This is a genomic window from Ureibacillus sp. FSL W8-0352 (genome assembly GCF_038004345.1).
GTDB classification, from domain to species: domain Bacteria; phylum Bacillota; class Bacilli; order Bacillales_A; family Planococcaceae; genus Ureibacillus; species Ureibacillus thermosphaericus.
On the sequence record NZ_JBBOQT010000001.1, the window covers coordinates 49,654 to 64,895 of the forward strand.

General features: G+C 35.3%; 18 protein-coding genes and 1 other annotated feature (1 of these 19 running past the window's edge). All 18 genes read left to right on the plus strand.

Translation table 11 applies throughout. From position 1 onward, the window contains the following. Window positions 1–123 precede the first annotated feature (123 nt). The 18 genes from mraY (at window position 124) to NST98_RS00355 (ending at window position 15,004) form a co-directional block, all read left to right on the plus strand. On the plus strand, window positions 124–1,098 hold the full coding sequence (gene mraY, locus NST98_RS00270) for a phospho-N-acetylmuramoyl-pentapeptide-transferase (RefSeq protein WP_096550594.1): 975 nt from the start codon (window positions 124–126) through the stop codon (window positions 1,096–1,098). Further along, window positions 1,095–2,447 (plus strand): UDP-N-acetylmuramoyl-L-alanine--D-glutamate ligase, encoded by a 1,353-nt coding sequence (gene murD / locus NST98_RS00275; protein WP_340433048.1) that lies wholly within the window; start codon window positions 1,095–1,097, stop codon window positions 2,445–2,447. The genes mraY and murD overlap by 4 nt, the downstream gene beginning before the upstream one ends. A gap of 43 nt (window positions 2,448–2,490) precedes the next feature. Then, entirely contained in the window at window positions 2,491–3,579 is a 1,089-nt protein-coding gene (gene ftsW, locus NST98_RS00280) for a putative lipid II flippase FtsW (RefSeq protein WP_096550596.1), read from the plus strand. Window positions 3,580–3,599: 20 nt separating this feature from the next. Further along, window positions 3,600–4,427, plus strand: coding sequence for a cell division protein FtsQ/DivIB (locus tag NST98_RS00285; RefSeq protein WP_340714097.1), 828 nt, complete (start codon window positions 3,600–3,602; stop codon window positions 4,425–4,427). Then, window positions 4,399–5,121: a DUF881 domain-containing protein gene (locus NST98_RS00290; protein WP_340714098.1), complete on the plus strand. Its 723-nt coding sequence runs from the start codon at window positions 4,399–4,401 to the stop codon at window positions 5,119–5,121. The genes NST98_RS00285 and NST98_RS00290 overlap by 29 nt, the downstream gene beginning before the upstream one ends. A gap of 15 nt (window positions 5,122–5,136) precedes the next feature. Then, the gene (locus tag NST98_RS00295) at window positions 5,137–5,853 is read left to right on the plus strand and encodes a DUF881 domain-containing protein (protein ID WP_340704277.1); all 717 of its coding nucleotides are present in this window, start codon (window positions 5,137–5,139) and stop codon (window positions 5,851–5,853) included. Between the two features lie 3 nt (window positions 5,854–5,856). Further along, entirely contained in the window at window positions 5,857–6,225 is a 369-nt protein-coding gene (locus tag NST98_RS00300) for a small basic family protein (RefSeq protein WP_340704276.1), read from the plus strand. 107 nt (window positions 6,226–6,332) lie between these two features. After that, a complete protein-coding gene (gene ftsA, locus NST98_RS00305; protein ID WP_340433058.1) occupies window positions 6,333–7,625 on the plus strand; it encodes a cell division protein FtsA in 1,293 nt (430 codons plus the stop codon). A 51-nt stretch (window positions 7,626–7,676) separates the two neighbouring features. Further along, entirely contained in the window at window positions 7,677–8,834 is a 1,158-nt protein-coding gene (gene ftsZ / locus NST98_RS00310; RefSeq protein WP_340714099.1) for a cell division protein FtsZ, read from the plus strand. Between the two features lie 264 nt (window positions 8,835–9,098). Further along, window positions 9,099–9,926: a sigma-E processing peptidase SpoIIGA gene (locus NST98_RS00315; RefSeq protein ID WP_340433065.1), complete on the plus strand. Its 828-nt coding sequence runs from the start codon at window positions 9,099–9,101 to the stop codon at window positions 9,924–9,926. Window positions 9,927–9,946: 20 nt separating this feature from the next. Beyond that, the gene (gene sigE, locus NST98_RS00320; protein WP_096550600.1) at window positions 9,947–10,654 is read left to right on the plus strand and encodes an RNA polymerase sporulation sigma factor SigE; all 708 of its coding nucleotides are present in this window, start codon (window positions 9,947–9,949) and stop codon (window positions 10,652–10,654) included. A 105-nt stretch (window positions 10,655–10,759) separates the two neighbouring features. Beyond that, on the plus strand, window positions 10,760–11,539 hold the full coding sequence (gene sigG / locus NST98_RS00325; protein ID WP_340715636.1) for an RNA polymerase sporulation sigma factor SigG: 780 nt from the start codon (window positions 10,760–10,762) through the stop codon (window positions 11,537–11,539). 213 nt (window positions 11,540–11,752) lie between these two features. Continuing rightward, complete coding sequence (locus NST98_RS00330) at window positions 11,753–11,989, plus strand: hypothetical protein (protein WP_016837496.1); 237 nt, start codon at window positions 11,753–11,755, stop codon at window positions 11,987–11,989. A 75-nt stretch (window positions 11,990–12,064) separates the two neighbouring features. Then, window positions 12,065–12,736, plus strand: coding sequence for a YggS family pyridoxal phosphate-dependent enzyme (locus NST98_RS00335; RefSeq protein ID WP_340433069.1), 672 nt, complete (start codon window positions 12,065–12,067; stop codon window positions 12,734–12,736). Window positions 12,737–12,748: 12 nt separating this feature from the next. After that, window positions 12,749–13,207 (plus strand): cell division protein SepF, encoded by a 459-nt coding sequence (locus NST98_RS00340; protein ID WP_016837494.1) that lies wholly within the window; start codon window positions 12,749–12,751, stop codon window positions 13,205–13,207. A gap of 23 nt (window positions 13,208–13,230) precedes the next feature. Further along, entirely contained in the window at window positions 13,231–13,494 is a 264-nt protein-coding gene (locus NST98_RS00345) for a YggT family protein (RefSeq protein WP_016837493.1), read from the plus strand. An 84-nt stretch (window positions 13,495–13,578) separates the two neighbouring features. Continuing rightward, the gene (locus NST98_RS00350) at window positions 13,579–14,364 is read left to right on the plus strand and encodes a YlmH family RNA-binding protein (protein WP_340714100.1); all 786 of its coding nucleotides are present in this window, start codon (window positions 13,579–13,581) and stop codon (window positions 14,362–14,364) included. An 85-nt stretch (window positions 14,365–14,449) separates the two neighbouring features. After that, window positions 14,450–15,004: a DivIVA domain-containing protein gene (locus NST98_RS00355; RefSeq protein WP_340433072.1), complete on the plus strand. Its 555-nt coding sequence runs from the start codon at window positions 14,450–14,452 to the stop codon at window positions 15,002–15,004. A gap of 71 nt (window positions 15,005–15,075) precedes the next feature. Continuing rightward, window positions 15,076–15,242, plus strand: a binding site (T-box leader); it runs 64 nt beyond the window's last position.

Sequence of the window (15,242 nt, forward strand, 5' to 3'; positions counted from 1 at the left end):
TTTCCTCGCGGGAGTTTATCAATAACAAGAGAGGAACTTTCCTTATTTTGTTAATAGTACCATGCTTCCATCTATGATATTGTAGAAATCGATTCAGAATGAAGTTTTTGAGGGAGATCTAACATGTCTATTGAAATAACAATAACTATTTTAGCAGTATCCTTTCTTATTTCAGTAATATTGGGGCCGTTGATAATACCAATACTTCGACGGTTGAAGTTTGGCCAAAGTATTAGAACGGAAGGTCCCAAATCCCATATGAAAAAAGCCGGAACGCCAACGATGGGTGGAGTGATTTTCTTAATTTCCATCGTTACAACTACAATCGTTGTTGGAAAAATGCTTCAATTATTTACTACCCAATCCGTTGTTATGTTATTAGTTTTGGCAGGATTTGGTGTCATCGGATTACTTGATGATGGCATTAAAATTGTTTTTAAAAGAAATTTAGGTTTGACTTCATTGCAAAAATTAGTCGGTCAAATCATTATTTCCATTTTAGCCTTTTTACTATTAAGGCTAGGTACATTTGATACTTCCATCAGCATTCCTTTTACCGACTGGTCTGTTGATTTAGGAATACTTTACGTGGCCTTCTTAATTTTTTGGCTCGTTGGTTTTTCCAATGCGGTCAATTTAACAGATGGTTTAGATGGATTGGTGGCTGGCACAGCATCAATCGCCTTTAGTGCCTTTGGCGTCATCGCACTATTTAATGGGCAGACGGATGTGGCATTATTTACTTTTGCAGTAACAGGAGCTTTGCTAGGATTTTTAATTTTCAATGCGAATCCAGCAAAGGTATTTATGGGAGATACGGGTTCTCTCGCTCTTGGAGGAGCTCTAGGACTCGTATCTGTCATTGTAAAGGAAGAATTATTGCTATTGCTTATTGGGCTAGTTTTTGTAATTGAAACATTATCTGTTATCCTTCAAGTAGTAAGTTTTAAAGCGAGAGGAAAACGCATTTTTAAAATGGCCCCTATCCATCACCATTTTGAATTATCTGGATGGTCGGAGCGAAAAGTTGTCGCTGTATTTTGGTCAACGGCATTACTAGTAGCAATGATTGCTGTGATAGCGGAGGCATATTTATGATTCATACAACAAAATTTCAACATAAAAAAGTTTTAGTATTAGGTTTAGCAAAAAGCGGTGTAGCAGCTTCAATGCTTCTACATAAACTTGGGGCATTTGTAACAGTTAATGATGCGAAGCCATTCGAAGAAAATCCCGATGCTCAAAATCTATTGAAAATGGGAATTACAGTAATATGTGGGAGACATCCAGAAGATTTGTTGGATGAAGGTTTCGAACTTGTTGTAAAAAATCCTGGCATTCCTTATACAAATTCAATTGTCAAAGATGCTTTGAAAAAGAATATACCTGTCATTACTGAAATTGAATTAGCATATCTAGTAAGCGAAGCACCAATGATTGGTATTACAGGAACAAACGGCAAAACGACGACGACGACATTAATTTTTGAAATGTTAAAAGCGGGGAATCGCAAGCCGAAAATTGCTGGAAATATTGGGACTGTAGCATGCGGTGTAGCTGAAAATGCCAGCATTGATGAAGTAATTGTAACGGAATTATCATCTTTTCAATTAATGGGGATTGAACAATTTAAGCCCAAAATTGCAGTGTTAACAAATTTATATGATGCACATTTAGACTATCATGGAACTTTTGAGGATTATGCAAAAGCGAAATTTGGTATTACCAAAAATCAAACAGAAGAAGATTATTTAATCTTTAACAAAGATCAAAATGTGGTTGCAGATTGGGCAAGTAAATCCAATGCAACAAAAATTCCATTCAGCGTAAAAGGTCGCATGAAAGAAGGAATTAGTGCTGATGATTCTATGATTTACTGGGAAGGAGAACCGTTTATTCATCGAGAATTGATTGCTTTACCTGGTAAACACAATTTGCAAAATATATTAGCAGCCATTGCTGCTTGCAACATTTATGGATGCGACAAATCAGCGATGGAAGAAGTGTTAAAAAACTTTTCTGGTGTTCGCCATCGTACTCAATTTGTACGTGAATGGAAAGGTCGAAAAATTTATAACGATTCCAAGGCGACGAATTGCTTAGCAACAAAAGTAGCTTTAGAAGCATTTCATCAGCCGATTGTATTAATTGCCGGTGGACTTGATCGAGGACATTCCTTTGAAGAATTGCGTGAAGCAATGAAGAATGTAAAAGCGGTAGTAGCTTTGGGCGAAACGAAACACCGATTTATCGAATTTGCAAAATCTTGCAATGTTAAGAAATGGGAAATTGCTACAAATATCGAGGAAGCTGTTGAAAAGGCTGCGCAACTATCTGAGAATGGCGACGTTATATTATTGTCACCAGCTTGTGCTAGTTGGGATCAATATAAAAGTTTTGAAGTGCGAGGAGATTTATTTATCGAGGCGGCAATGAAGCTTTCTTAAAAAATGCCAACTTGATTTTGAAGCAAAAATTATTTAGGAAAGGATGCCATCCCTGAAATTTACGTATAAAAGGCTATTTATTATTTCGGCATTCATACTTTCGATTATTGGTGTAATTTTCATTTATTCGGCAGGTACATATTGGAGTGCGATTCACTATGAAGGTGAAATTCCATTTTACATTAAACAATCCATTTATCTTTTATTGGCATTAATTGTCTTCTACATTGTTTCGAATATGCCGATATTTCACAATGAAAAAACATGGATTAGCTTATATATATTTTCTCTCGTACTCCTTGTTCTTGTCTTAATTCCAGGAATTGGTCTTGAGCGGAATGGATCACAAAGCTGGATCGGAATTGGCCCATTGACAGTTCAACCTGCCGAATTAGTAAAAATTACGACATTAATGTATTTAAGTTTTCTATTAAGCAAAGTGCCAAACGGTGAACGGGTTGTCCGACTCCAGCACTTCCTCATCATTCTAATCCCAAGTGCTTTAATCATGTTACAACCCGATTTCGGATCTGTGTTTATTTTAATTGTATCCTCTTTTATATTGCTCTTTATTGCAAAATATCCAATAAAACTGTATGTGGCATTTATCTTACTTGGTGTTGCCGGATTAATCGGTCTAATTGCTACGGCTCCTTATCGCTTGAAACGAATTGAGGCTTTCATTGATCCATGGCAAGATCCATTAGGAAGCGGTTTCCAAGCGGTACAATCTTTGCTAGCCATTGGACCTGCTGGGTTACTCGGGCATGGATTTCAACAAAGTAGACAAAAATTTTTATATTTGCCAGAGCCGCAAAATGATTTTATTTTTTCAATTATTTTAGAGGAAATCGGTTTTTTGGGCGGTTGTTTAATCATTGGACTGTTCTGTTTATTTATCTATTCCGGAATAGGATTAGCTCTGCAAGCAACTAGAAGCTTTGATTTTTTCGCCATTAGTTCCCTTGTAGCAATGATTGGTTTTCAAGCAGCGTTAAATATTGGTGTTGTAATCGGGCTGATTCCTGTAACTGGTGTGACATTACCATTTATTAGTTATGGCGGTACTTCGTTAATGATTATTTGGTTTATTGTTGGCGTCATCGTTTCAATATCCAATCGAACCGTATAAATTGGAAAGGAGGAGTAAAAATGGACAAAGTTATTGATATAGAAGAACGCATACCAACTTTGAAGAAAAAAAGAAGAAGACGAACAAACATAAAGTTTGCTGTCATCATATCACTATTTGTAGCGACGTTATTTTTACTCCTTTATTTCCAATCTCCTTATAGTAATATACAAAAAATTACGGTGCATGGAGCGGACTTAGCAAAAAAAGAATATTATTTACAAAAGTCTGGACTTGAAATCGGCCATTCAATGTGGGGGTTTAAAATTTCAAACGTTGAAGAAACTTTACAAGATGAATGGGTCAAACATGTAGTTGTGAAGCGAAAATTGCTTACAACAGTAGAAATTGAAATAGAAGAATATCGAAAAGTAGCCTACATCTTTGAAAATAATCATTTTTACCCGATATTGGAAAATGGGGTTGTTTATAAAAAATCGGAAGAATTTCCTCCAATTGATGCACCAATCTTTTTGCATTTCCATGATGACGAATTAAGGAAATTGGTACTAAAAGAATTGGCTGAACTTGATGAAGAGGTGCTAGCGTTAATTTCACAAATTAATTTAGCTTCTACAGAAACGGATCCATTTGCGATTACATTGTTTATGAACGATGGCTATGAAGTGAGGGCGGAAATTACTTCTCTAGCTGAAAAACTTAAATATTATCCGGCAATCGTTGCTCAAATCGAAAACACTGGAGAGCATGAAAAGGGAATTATCGATATTGAAGTTGGTTCTTATTACAAACCCTATTCAGAAGAATATAAGGTTTTGAATATAGGTACGCAAACTGATAGTGAGAAGGAAGAACAGGATGTGGAAAATGATGAATCCACTTCATAAGAAAAGACAAAATAAATTTAAGAGAAAACATTTTATCCTTCTATTCGTTAGTATCGTAACAGGTTTCATTATTGGTTATGCCTATAATTTGGCAAGAGATGATAAACAATTTGATTCGAATTATTTAGAACAGGAAGATATATACCGCACAGAGCTTATTGAGCAACAAGAGAAAAATAAAGAATTGTTGGATGAGCTCAATGCATTAAAAGCTCAAATAAGAGAATATGAAAAGTCTTTTACTGAAAATACAAATGATTATAAAGAATTAGCACAGGAAGCAGAAAAGTTGAGACTAATACTAGGCGAATTGCCCGCTCATGGCGAAGGAATCAGAGTTACACTAAAAGACGGACATTACAACCCGAAATCGACAAATCCAAATGACTATATTGTTCATGAAAGTCATATTTTTATGGTCATTAATGAATTAAAAATTTCCGGTGCTGAAGCAATTGCTATAAATGGACATCGATTGAAACCAAATTCTTATATTCATTGCAATGGTCCTGTGATTACGGTGGATGGAAAACAATATCCTGCTCCTTTTGAAATTGAAGCAATTGGAAATTCAGAAACATTAATTTCTTCCTTAAAAATAGCAGGTGGAGTTTTTGATCAATTATTAAATGATTCAATTATCGTAATCATTCAAGCTTTGGATAATATTGAAATGCCTTCAATAAATTCTTAAAAAGGGGGCAGGCAGGTGGAAAAGAAAGTAGTCATTCGAATCACGATCATTTCTTTTATTGTAGGGTTAATGATTGCTGTTCAATATAATACAATACAAAAACCTGAATCTCGAGATACAAGAGACATTTGGGAAATACGCCAAGAGCTATCAGAAGAAAAAAAAGTGCACTCTGAACTATTAAACGAAATTGTTTCATTAAAAAAAATTGCTGCAGAATATGAAGATGCAAACATTGAAGAACAAGGAAAAGTATTACAATCAACTGTTGACAATTTAAGGGAGAGGGCAGGTCTTTCAAAAGTGGTTGGTCCAGGAGTCCATTTAAATATTAGGCCTGCAGAAGAATTGATTCTAAGCGGCTATAGAGTGGAACCAATATCCCCTGATCTTTTAATGAGACTTGTGAACGAAATATATCGTTATAACGGTCTTTATATCGAAATAGATGGACAGAGAATTGTTCATACAACTGCCATTCGGGATATCAATGGAAAAACGACTGTCAACAGTGTTCCAATAAGTAATTCAAATGTAGATATTTATATTATTACGGAAAACTTTGAACAAGCAGAAAAACTTCATAGCTATTTATATGCTTCGACTTTTCAAGATGATTTTTATCTCGATAATTTGATGTTGACAATACACCCAGCAAAAGAGGAGATTACGATTGATGCCTATGATGGGGATTTGACTAATACTTATTTGCTGAAGAGTGAAGGGGATTAGAATATGTGGTTACCATTTTTGGGATTGATATTAGGATTAACTTTAGGTTTATTGACCGATATTCAAATTCCTTCAGTATATGAAAATTACTTATCAATAGCTGTACTTGCTGCGCTAGATACCATTGTTGGAGGAATTCGGGCAAATTTGCAACAAGTTTACGATGATAAGGTGTTTATCTCAGGATTTTTCTTTAATATCGCGTTAGCTATTGGACTTGCTTTTTTAGGTGTCCATTTGGGAGTAGACTTATATTTAGCGGCAGTTTTTGCCTTTGGAGTCAGACTTTTTCAAAATATTGCAATCATTCGACGAATTTTGATACAAAAGTGGGAAGACAGACATGTAAAAAAGGATGAAAAAACTGTATAATAGCTGTAGAATTTTATTATGTATTATGTTATACAAGAATTTACTTAGACATATATAGTATTTTAAAATAAAATGAGTGTAGTAGCATTCGAAGGAGGTGCGGTGAGATGAACCATCAAAATATATATATTTCACTCGATATAGGTTCCTCTTCTATTAAAGTATTAATTGGAGATGTAACAGATGGCCAGTTGCATGTTATAGGAGTTGGAAATGTCAAAACGAATGGCGTTAGAAAAGGTGCAATTGTTGATATAGATGCAACCGTTCAATCAATTAAAAAAGCCGTTGAACAGGCAGAACGAATGACGGGAATACAAATTCGAGAGGTCGTTTTAGGGATACCTGCAAATCAAACAGCCTTACAGCCAGTGAAAGGTGTTGTGGCAGTTAATAGCGAAAATCGTGAAATTACAGATGACGAATTAGAGCGAGTATTTGAATCTGCTCAAGTGATGTCGATACCACCGGAGCGGGAACTTGTCAATTTAATTCCAAAACAATTTATAGTCGATAACTTGGATGAAATTAAAGATCCCCGCGGCATGATTGGTATTCGACTCGAAATGGATGCCACAATGATTACCACATCTCGCACATTATTGCATAATGTTTTGAGATGTGTAGAGCGTGCAGGACTTGATATTAAAGAAATTTATTTGCAACCCTTAGCAGCAGGATATTTTGCTTTAACGGAAGATGAAAAGAATCAAGGTACCGCATTTATTGATATTGGTGGTGGTTCAACCACGATTGCCGTATTTGAAGATGGCTTGTTAACTCATATAGGAGTCGTTCCGATTGGTGGCGACCATATTACAAAAGATTTATCCATCATATTAAAAACTCCAACTGAACAAGCCGAAAAAATAAAGAGACAATATGGACATGCCTTCTATGATGATGCTTCGGATGAGGAAGTATTTGAAGTGCCAGTTGTAGGTACAGATGCTACAGAAGAGTACAGCCAAAAATTTTTAGCGGAAATTATCAGTTCCCGTTTGGAAGAATTGTTTGATTTCGTTTTAGACGAATTAGCTCGCTTAGGAGTAAGAGATTTACCTGGTGGAATCGTCATTTCAGGCGGTGTTGCTTCATTAGAAGGAATTGCTCAACTTGCACGCCAAGTTTTGCAAACGCGCGTGAGAATCTATATTCCTGATTATATCGGCGTTCGAGAACCTTCATTTACAACTGCTGTTGGCTTAATTTGTTATGCACATATGGAAGATGAATTTTTTGGAAGAAGCCCGGTATCGAAAGCACCTGTTTATCAAGCGGTAGGTTCAGTTACTACTCCTCCTAAAAAACAATCTCATGCATCTGAAAAAGCTGATAACGGTAATAAATCGAGCGTTATCGATAAAGCAAAAAGGTTATTTGATAAATTTTTTGAATAAATAAAAAGAAGAATATAAAAAACTTAGACTAGTGTGGCAGGAGGAGAAAGAATGTTAGAATTTGATACGAATATTGACCAGCTAGCCAATATTAAAGTAATTGGTGTAGGCGGCGGTGGAAATAATGCTGTAAATAGAATGATTGAACATGGAGTTCAAGGTGTTGAATTTATTGCAGTAAATACAGATGCTCAAGCTTTAAAACTATCAAAAGCGGAAATAAAATTACAGATTGGTAGTAAACTGACTCGTGGATTAGGTGCAGGGGCAAATCCTGAAATTGGTAAAAAAGCTGCTGAAGAAAGTAGAGAACAAATTGAAGAAGTTGTTCGTGGAGCAGATATGGTATTTGTCACTGCTGGCATGGGTGGAGGAACTGGAACAGGTGCCGCACCAGTTATCTCGCAAATTGCAAAGGATTTGGGAGCATTAACTGTTGGAGTTGTGACAAGACCGTTTTCCTTTGAAGGAAAGAAGAGACAAACACAGGCAATTAGTGGAATTGCTGCAATGAAAGAAGCGGTGGATACACTGATTGTCATTCCGAATGATAAACTATTACAAATTGTTGATAAAAGCACTCCAATGCTTGAAGCTTTCCGTGAAGCTGACAACGTATTACGTCAAGGAGTGCAAGGGATTTCCGACTTGATAGCTACACCAGGTCTCATCAACTTAGACTTTGCGGACGTAAAGACAATTATGTCCAATAAGGGATCAGCACTCATGGGTATCGGTATTGCTTCTGGTGAAAATCGTGCGACTGAAGCTGCGAAAAAAGCAATTTCCAGTCCACTACTTGAAACTTCCATTGATGGCGCGAAAGGTGTCATTATGAATATTACTGGAGGAACAAATTTAAGTCTTTTTGAAGTGCAAGAAGCAGCGGATATCGTTGCATCCGCATCTGATGAAGAAGTGAATATGATTTTTGGATCAGTGATTAACGAAAACTTAAATGATGAAATCATTGTAACAGTAATTGCAACGGGCTTTTCAGATGATGCTGCACCTCAAAACACACAAAGTGTAAGACCTTCTTTCAATACTCGCAGCTCACAACCAAACATAGTTCAACAACAACAGCAACAACCAATGCGGGAACGCAATACAGAACCGCAACAGCAAGCGGAATATAATCGCAATCAACAAGAAGATATTTTAGATATTCCAACATTTTTAAGAAATCGTCGTCATCGAAACCCGTAACAGTACCTTTGTTTTATATTAAGAAATAATGTTACACAAAAATAGAAAATTCGACATTTTCTCAAGTAAAATATCTATCTATCAACGAAAAAAGTAGCAAAGGAACAATATAGCGTATTAAAAATTACGCTAGATTGTTCCTTTTTTTATGCATATTTTCTCGGTATATGCAATATTTTGTCAATAAAAACTCCGCTTTCCCTACAACGTTTTGACATTTTCCACATGAAGACAGTGTTAATCTATCAATAGGAGGACGCTAAAATGATTGGAGAATTACTCGTACTATACAATACGTTATTTAATTACTTTTTATTAAAGTTTACGAAGGAAATAACGGGATTGTATGTAAGGAAAAGAAGATTGTTATTCAGTGCATTCATTAGCGGACTCGTGTCTTCAATACTTTATCACACATTTATAGGAGCAGTTGCAAGTTTTCTTTTATTAATTGGACTCGCATTCTCCTTTCGAATTCAAACACTGTTGAAACAAGGAACAGTGTTGCTTGTCGCCACCTTTTTTCTAGGTGGTTTGCTCACAAGTTTATTACCTTTTTTACTTAGACAATCTGATCTTATTTTTTTTATCTTCTGTTTAAGTATCGCTGTTCTTAGTTTAACTTTTATTCATTCGAAGTGGAGAAATATGACAAAAGAAAGGTTGCAACAATCCTTTGTCGTTGATTGTGAATTAGAGCTTTTTCAAAAAACATATTCGTTGAAAGGATTCATTGATACGGGAAATGAATGTGTGGAACCAATTAGCGGAAAACCGGTTCATTTCTTATCGTATCAAGCGGTAGAAGATAAATTGCCAAAAGAATTAAAAGAAGGATTGCTTACGTGGGACGACAAGAATCCTTATCAACTAACAATGTTTCCTAGCTTTATGTACCCTAAAATCAGAATTTTGATATTGTCAACGGTCCAAAAAGAAACGTCAACCGCATTAGCATTTCGTTTTGACCGTCTGATTCTTTACGGAAACGTAAAGAAGGAAATATTGGATGAATATGTTGTTTTTACTAGACACGATGCTCGTTTTCCGCAGAATGCACAAATGATACTCCACGTTTTAGCGTTGAACTAATTCATAAAGGGGGAGAATGGTTGTTTAAAAAACTGAAAGAACTGATCACGAGAATATTTAGTAAGTTTCGCACTAAAAAAACATACTATATAGGAGGTCATGATTCATTGCCGGTACCATTATCTAGAGAAGAAGAAATGTCAGTAATAGAAGCCTTTATGAATGGTGATATGAAAGCTCGTGATACATTAATTGAAAGAAATCTACGTCTTGTTGTATATATTGCAAGGCGTTTTGATAACACAGGTACACCTATAGAAGATTTAATTAGTATTGGCTCTATCGGATTAATAAAGGCGATTGAAACTTACAATAAAGAAAAGAATATTAAACTTGCCACATACGCTTCTCGCTGCATTGAAAATGAAATTTTAATGCATTTAAGAAAGACAAGTCGTATGAAGGGTGAAGTTTCTTTAGATGAACCATTAAACTCAGATCCAGACGGTAATGAACTGCTACTATCAGATATTTTAGGCACAGATGAAGAAATTATTATGAATGATGTTGAGAAGAAAATTGAACGTGCGTCAATGTTTGAAGCTATTAACGGATTAAGCGAGAGAGAAAGATACATTATGGAATGCAGATTCGGTTTAAACGGTAAAAAGGAAATGACGCAAAAAGAAGTTGCGGATCACTTAGGAATTTCTCAATCATATATTTCTCGCTTAGAAAAGAAAATTATTTCCGAGTTAAGAGAATCCTTAAACCAACCAATCTCATAAAGAATTGGCTGAAATTGGACTAGTAACAATACGCATATTCTTTTCCTTTTCGGACAAACTTAAAAAACAATCCAAGAGATAAAAAGTCTGGAGGAAAAGAAGATGGTGCGTACAAAAGTTGAGCTTTGTGGTGTTGATACTGCTTCTTTGCCAGTATTAAAACATGAAGAAATGAGAGAGCTATTTGTTCGTTTGAAAAACGGAGAAACATGGGTTAGAGATGAATTGGTGATTTGTAATCTACGGCTGGTACTGAGTATCGTCGGCAGATTCTCTTATCGAGGTGAACAAGCAGATGACCTGTTCCAAGTTGGATGTATCGGATTATTAAAAGCCATCGACCATTTCGATTTAAAGCATAATGTAAGATTTTCAACATATGCTGTACCAATGATTATTGGCGAGATTCGAAGACACTTAAGAGATCATCATGCTCTTCGCGTATCAAGATCTTTAAGAGATATAGCTTATAAAGCAATGCAGGCAAAAGAAAAGTTCATATCTGAAAATTTATATGAGCCAACAATTGAACAAATTGCCGAAATGATTGACATGAAAAAAGAAGACGTGCTGTATGCTTTAGATGCAATCCAGGATCCCCTTTCTCTTCAGGAGCCGATTTATTCCGATGGTGGAGATGCAGTATATATCATGGACCAATTAAGGGATGAAGCCGTGTCAGAAGAACAATGGGTTGCGTATGTTAGTGTAAAAGAAAGTATTCAAAAGCTCGATGAACGTCAACAATTAATTCTTGCAAAACGCTTCTACTATGGCGAAACACAAACAGAAATAGCAAAATCCCTTGGAATATCACAAGCTCAAATTTCTAGACTTGAAAAGAATGCGATTGAAACCATGCAAAAAGACTATAAATTAGGATAAGGATCATCACTGTAAAATCCGACGCACTTTTCACAAGTGCGTTTTTATTTTTATAAAGAGTAGTATAGTTCCTATTGAGTATGCTTTTGTCGTAAAATAGATTAAATTTTATCTTCTCATCGCTGCTCTAGAATAAATTCAAAAGTATTTTGAAGTTTTCTGAACGAAGTTTTGTATTTTCTTGGAGTAATCATTTATTGAAAGGAGATTCAATTGAAATTTTCAGTAGTTCAACAAAAGGAAATAATTGAGGCGGGCAGTGGCAGATTTATCGGGTACATTATCGATGCAGAAGTTTGTGAACAAACCGGAATGATTACAGCTTTTCTTGTATCAGAACCAAAAAAGTTTTTAACCTTTCTACAAGGTGAAGAACCTGTTCGCAAAGTATTCATCAACGATATTTTAGTAATCGGCAAAGATGTCATTTTAGTAAAAGGAGTTTCTTAATTATTGGTATTCATTGAAAAATAGAGATTTGATTGTTAAAATGAAAGAAACTATAGTTGTAAAGATGGGATTATGATGGCAAATATTCGCGAAAACTTAGAAATTATTCAACAAAGAATAGAAGGAGCCAAAAATAGAGCAGGCCGACAGCATGATCATATTCAAATTATTGCAGTAACAAAACAAGTATCTGTTGAACGCACGAAAGAAGTATTAAATGCAGGATTAATTCATCTTGGCGAAAATCGTCCAGAAGGATTACTTGCGAAAAAAGAATCGATTCAAGATCAAGCTGCTTGGCATTATATTGGCACCCTACAATCAAAAAAAGTAAAAAAAGTCATTAATGAAATTGATTATTTACATTCATTGGATCGTATGAGCTTAGCGGAAGAAATTGAAAAGCGAGCAATAAAACCAGTAAAATGTTTTGTTCAAGCAAATGTTTCAGGTGAAGAATCAAAACATGGCTTGAGCAAAGAAGAAGTGATTCCTTTCATTCAATCCTTAGAAAAATTCAGCAAAATTCAAGTAGTCGGTTTAATGACAATGGCTCCAAATACAGACAACGAAGAAATTATTCGAAAAGTTTTTCGTGATTTAAAAGAATTACAACAAGAGGTTATGAAGCTGAATTTACCGTATGCACCATGCCAAGAGTTATCGATGGGGATGTCCAACGATTATGAGATTGCTATTGAAGAAGGTGCAACTTTTATAAGAATCGGAACAGCTCTTGTAGGATAGGGGGTTGAAAAGATGGGCATGATTAGCAAATTAAAAAATTTCTTTTACTTAGATGAAGAAGAAGAGCAAGAAATTCAACCAACAGCAAAAGAACCAGTTTCATTACCACAAGAGACTGTAACTAGGAAAACTAAAAAAATTGTCAATAGCCATGGTGAAGAGAAAACGTTAAATGTTATTAATATTCAATCTGCAAATTCATTGAAAAACGCCAAAGTGGTTATAGTAGAGCCAAGGGTGTATGCTGAAGCACAAGATATCTCTGAGCATTTAAAAAATAAACGTGCCATCATCGTCAATCTTCAACGAATTGACCATGAGGCTGGAAAGCGCATCATTGATTTTTTAAGCGGCACCGTATATGCTCTAGGTGGGGATATTCAGCGAATTGGTGACAATATTTTTCTATGCACTCCAGAAAATGTTGAAGTGCAAGGTGAAATTTCCAATTATTATTACGACGATATCTAAAATAGAGAGGTAATTAGGAGTTTATGGCGATTATACAAATCATATCGATAGGATTTCAAATTTATTCATTAATGTTGATTATTTATATCTTAATGTCTTGGGTTCCAGCATCTAGAGGTACTGCTTTTGGTCAGATATTAGAAAAGTTTTGTGAACCTTATTTAGGGTTTTTCCGAAAATTTATTCCACCGATTGGAATGATTGATTTTTCACCAATTATCGCCTTAATTGTTCTCACATTTATTGAGCGTGGAGTTTATAAAGTATTAAGTTATATTCTATTTTAGCGATGGGTGCGGCTCAAAGAAGAGTCACATCCTTTTTATATAATGTTCTTTATTTTCTGAATTATTCATGAGAGAGTTGACGACATGCAGAATATTTTGCAACATTTTCGAAAAGATGAACAACCATTTATCGAACGTGTCATTGAATGGAAAAAAGAAGTGGAAGATCGATATGCCCCAAAATTAACCGTGTTCTTAGATCCGAGAGAACAACATATAGTACAATCCATTATTGGAACTCATGATGAAATTAACGTTTATAGTGAAGGGGCGTTTCAAGAAGCGGAAAGGAAAAGACTGTATATTGCCCCATCCTATTTTGAACCAACTATAAAAGATTTTGAAATTATCATATTAAAATTAACATTCCCTTCCAAGTTCGTTGAATTAAGGCATCCGGATGTGTTAGGAGCTTTGCTTTCCTTAGGAATTGACCGCAAACATTTTGGGGACATCCGCATTGATAAGGAAATTATTCAGTTTGCCTGTACAAAAGAGATTGCGCTTTACGTGAAAACTAATTTGACGAAAATCGGCAGGATAAATGTGCGGATTGATGAATTAGAAAACATGGAAGAGTTAATTCTTCCGCAAGATGAATGGATAGAGAAAGTGCTTACTGTATCTTCAATGAGATTAGATGCCATATTATCAAATAGTTTTAATATTTCAAGGCAAAAATCCCAAAACTTAATTCGTGGAGGGAAAGTAAAAGTGAATTTTGCTCTTTGTGAAGAAACATCCTATGAGCTGCAAGAAGGGGATACAATTTCTTGTCGAGGCTTTGGGCGTTTCAAAATTACACGTATTGAAGGGCGAACGAAAAAAGACAAAATTCGATTAACAATAGGACTATTTGAGCGAAAGTAAGATTGTTTTAAAAATTTACTGTAAAGAACTTCATCGAACGTTATAATAATAATAAGCTTACATTTTGACTAAGGAGTGCGAGACCATGCCACTATCACCTCTTGATATACATAATAAAGAATTTACGAGGGCTTTTCGAGGTTATGCAGAAGACGAAGTAAATGAATTTTTAGATCAAATTATTAAAGATTATGAGCTCATTATACGGGAGAAAAAAGAGCTTGAAGAAAAGGTAAAACAAATGACTGCTCAAATGGAGCACTATAATACAATGGAAGATACTTTGCAAAAATCGATTGTCGTAGCGCAAGAAGCGGCAGAGGAAGTACGCAGAAATGCTCAACAAGAGGCAAAACTTATCATTAAAGAAGCGGAAAAAAATGCGGATCGTATTGTCAACGAAGCATTAGCAAAAGCACGGAAAATAACAATTGAAATTGATGCATTAAAAAAGCAATCAAAAGTATTCCGAAACCGTTTCAAAATGTTAGTAGAAGCGCAGCTGGACTTGTTGAATGCCGATGATTGGGATCACTTAATGGAATACGATATTGGATTAACGGAGATACAAGAACAATTTAAGTTAGAGGATGAAGAAGAATTTCTTAAAAATAGTACATCAGAACAAGGGAAATTGTAATAATTTTCTTAATACTTGACTGGGTGGTATGATTTTCATATACTGATACACAGGAATTTAATCAACAGGGATAATAGGTGTTGACGGAGACAGTATTTTTTGCTTGCGGCAACTAGCGATTCGAGGACGGTGGAAGCTCGAACAAGCAGCAAAAAAGAAAATCGCTCCTGAGCCAAATCACTGAAAGGAAAGTAAGTGATTTCGTTTTACACGACGTTACAGTGTCATGAGGCAACGG

What these genes read in the sequence shown, in the direction of transcription:
- NST98_RS00290 (WP_340714098.1), top strand. Translation starts at nt 4,399, where the DNA reads ATGTGGAAAATGATGAATCCACTTCATAAGAAAAGACAAAATAAATTT.
- mraY (WP_096550594.1), top strand. Translation starts at nt 124, where the DNA reads ATGTCTATTGAAATAACAATAACTATTTTAGCAGTATCCTTTCTTATT.
- ftsW (WP_096550596.1), top strand. Translation starts at nt 2,491, where the DNA reads ATGCCATCCCTGAAATTTACGTATAAAAGGCTATTTATTATTTCGGCA.
- ftsA (WP_340433058.1), top strand. Translation starts at nt 6,333, where the DNA reads ATGAACCATCAAAATATATATATTTCACTCGATATAGGTTCCTCTTCT.
- murD (WP_340433048.1), top strand. Translation starts at nt 1,095, where the DNA reads ATGATTCATACAACAAAATTTCAACATAAAAAAGTTTTAGTATTAGGT.
- ftsZ (WP_340714099.1), top strand. Translation starts at nt 7,677, where the DNA reads ATGTTAGAATTTGATACGAATATTGACCAGCTAGCCAATATTAAAGTA.
- NST98_RS00300 (WP_340704276.1), top strand. Translation starts at nt 5,857, where the DNA reads ATGTGGTTACCATTTTTGGGATTGATATTAGGATTAACTTTAGGTTTA.
- NST98_RS00350 (WP_340714100.1), top strand. Translation starts at nt 13,579, where the DNA reads ATGCAGAATATTTTGCAACATTTTCGAAAAGATGAACAACCATTTATC.
- NST98_RS00335 (WP_340433069.1), top strand. Translation starts at nt 12,065, where the DNA reads ATGGCAAATATTCGCGAAAACTTAGAAATTATTCAACAAAGAATAGAA.
- NST98_RS00355 (WP_340433072.1), top strand. Translation starts at nt 14,450, where the DNA reads ATGCCACTATCACCTCTTGATATACATAATAAAGAATTTACGAGGGCT.
- NST98_RS00340 (WP_016837494.1), top strand. Translation starts at nt 12,749, where the DNA reads ATGGGCATGATTAGCAAATTAAAAAATTTCTTTTACTTAGATGAAGAA.
- NST98_RS00285 (WP_340714097.1), top strand. Translation starts at nt 3,600, where the DNA reads ATGGACAAAGTTATTGATATAGAAGAACGCATACCAACTTTGAAGAAA.
- NST98_RS00315 (WP_340433065.1), top strand. Translation starts at nt 9,099, where the DNA reads ATGATTGGAGAATTACTCGTACTATACAATACGTTATTTAATTACTTT.
- NST98_RS00345 (WP_016837493.1), top strand. Translation starts at nt 13,231, where the DNA reads ATGGCGATTATACAAATCATATCGATAGGATTTCAAATTTATTCATTA.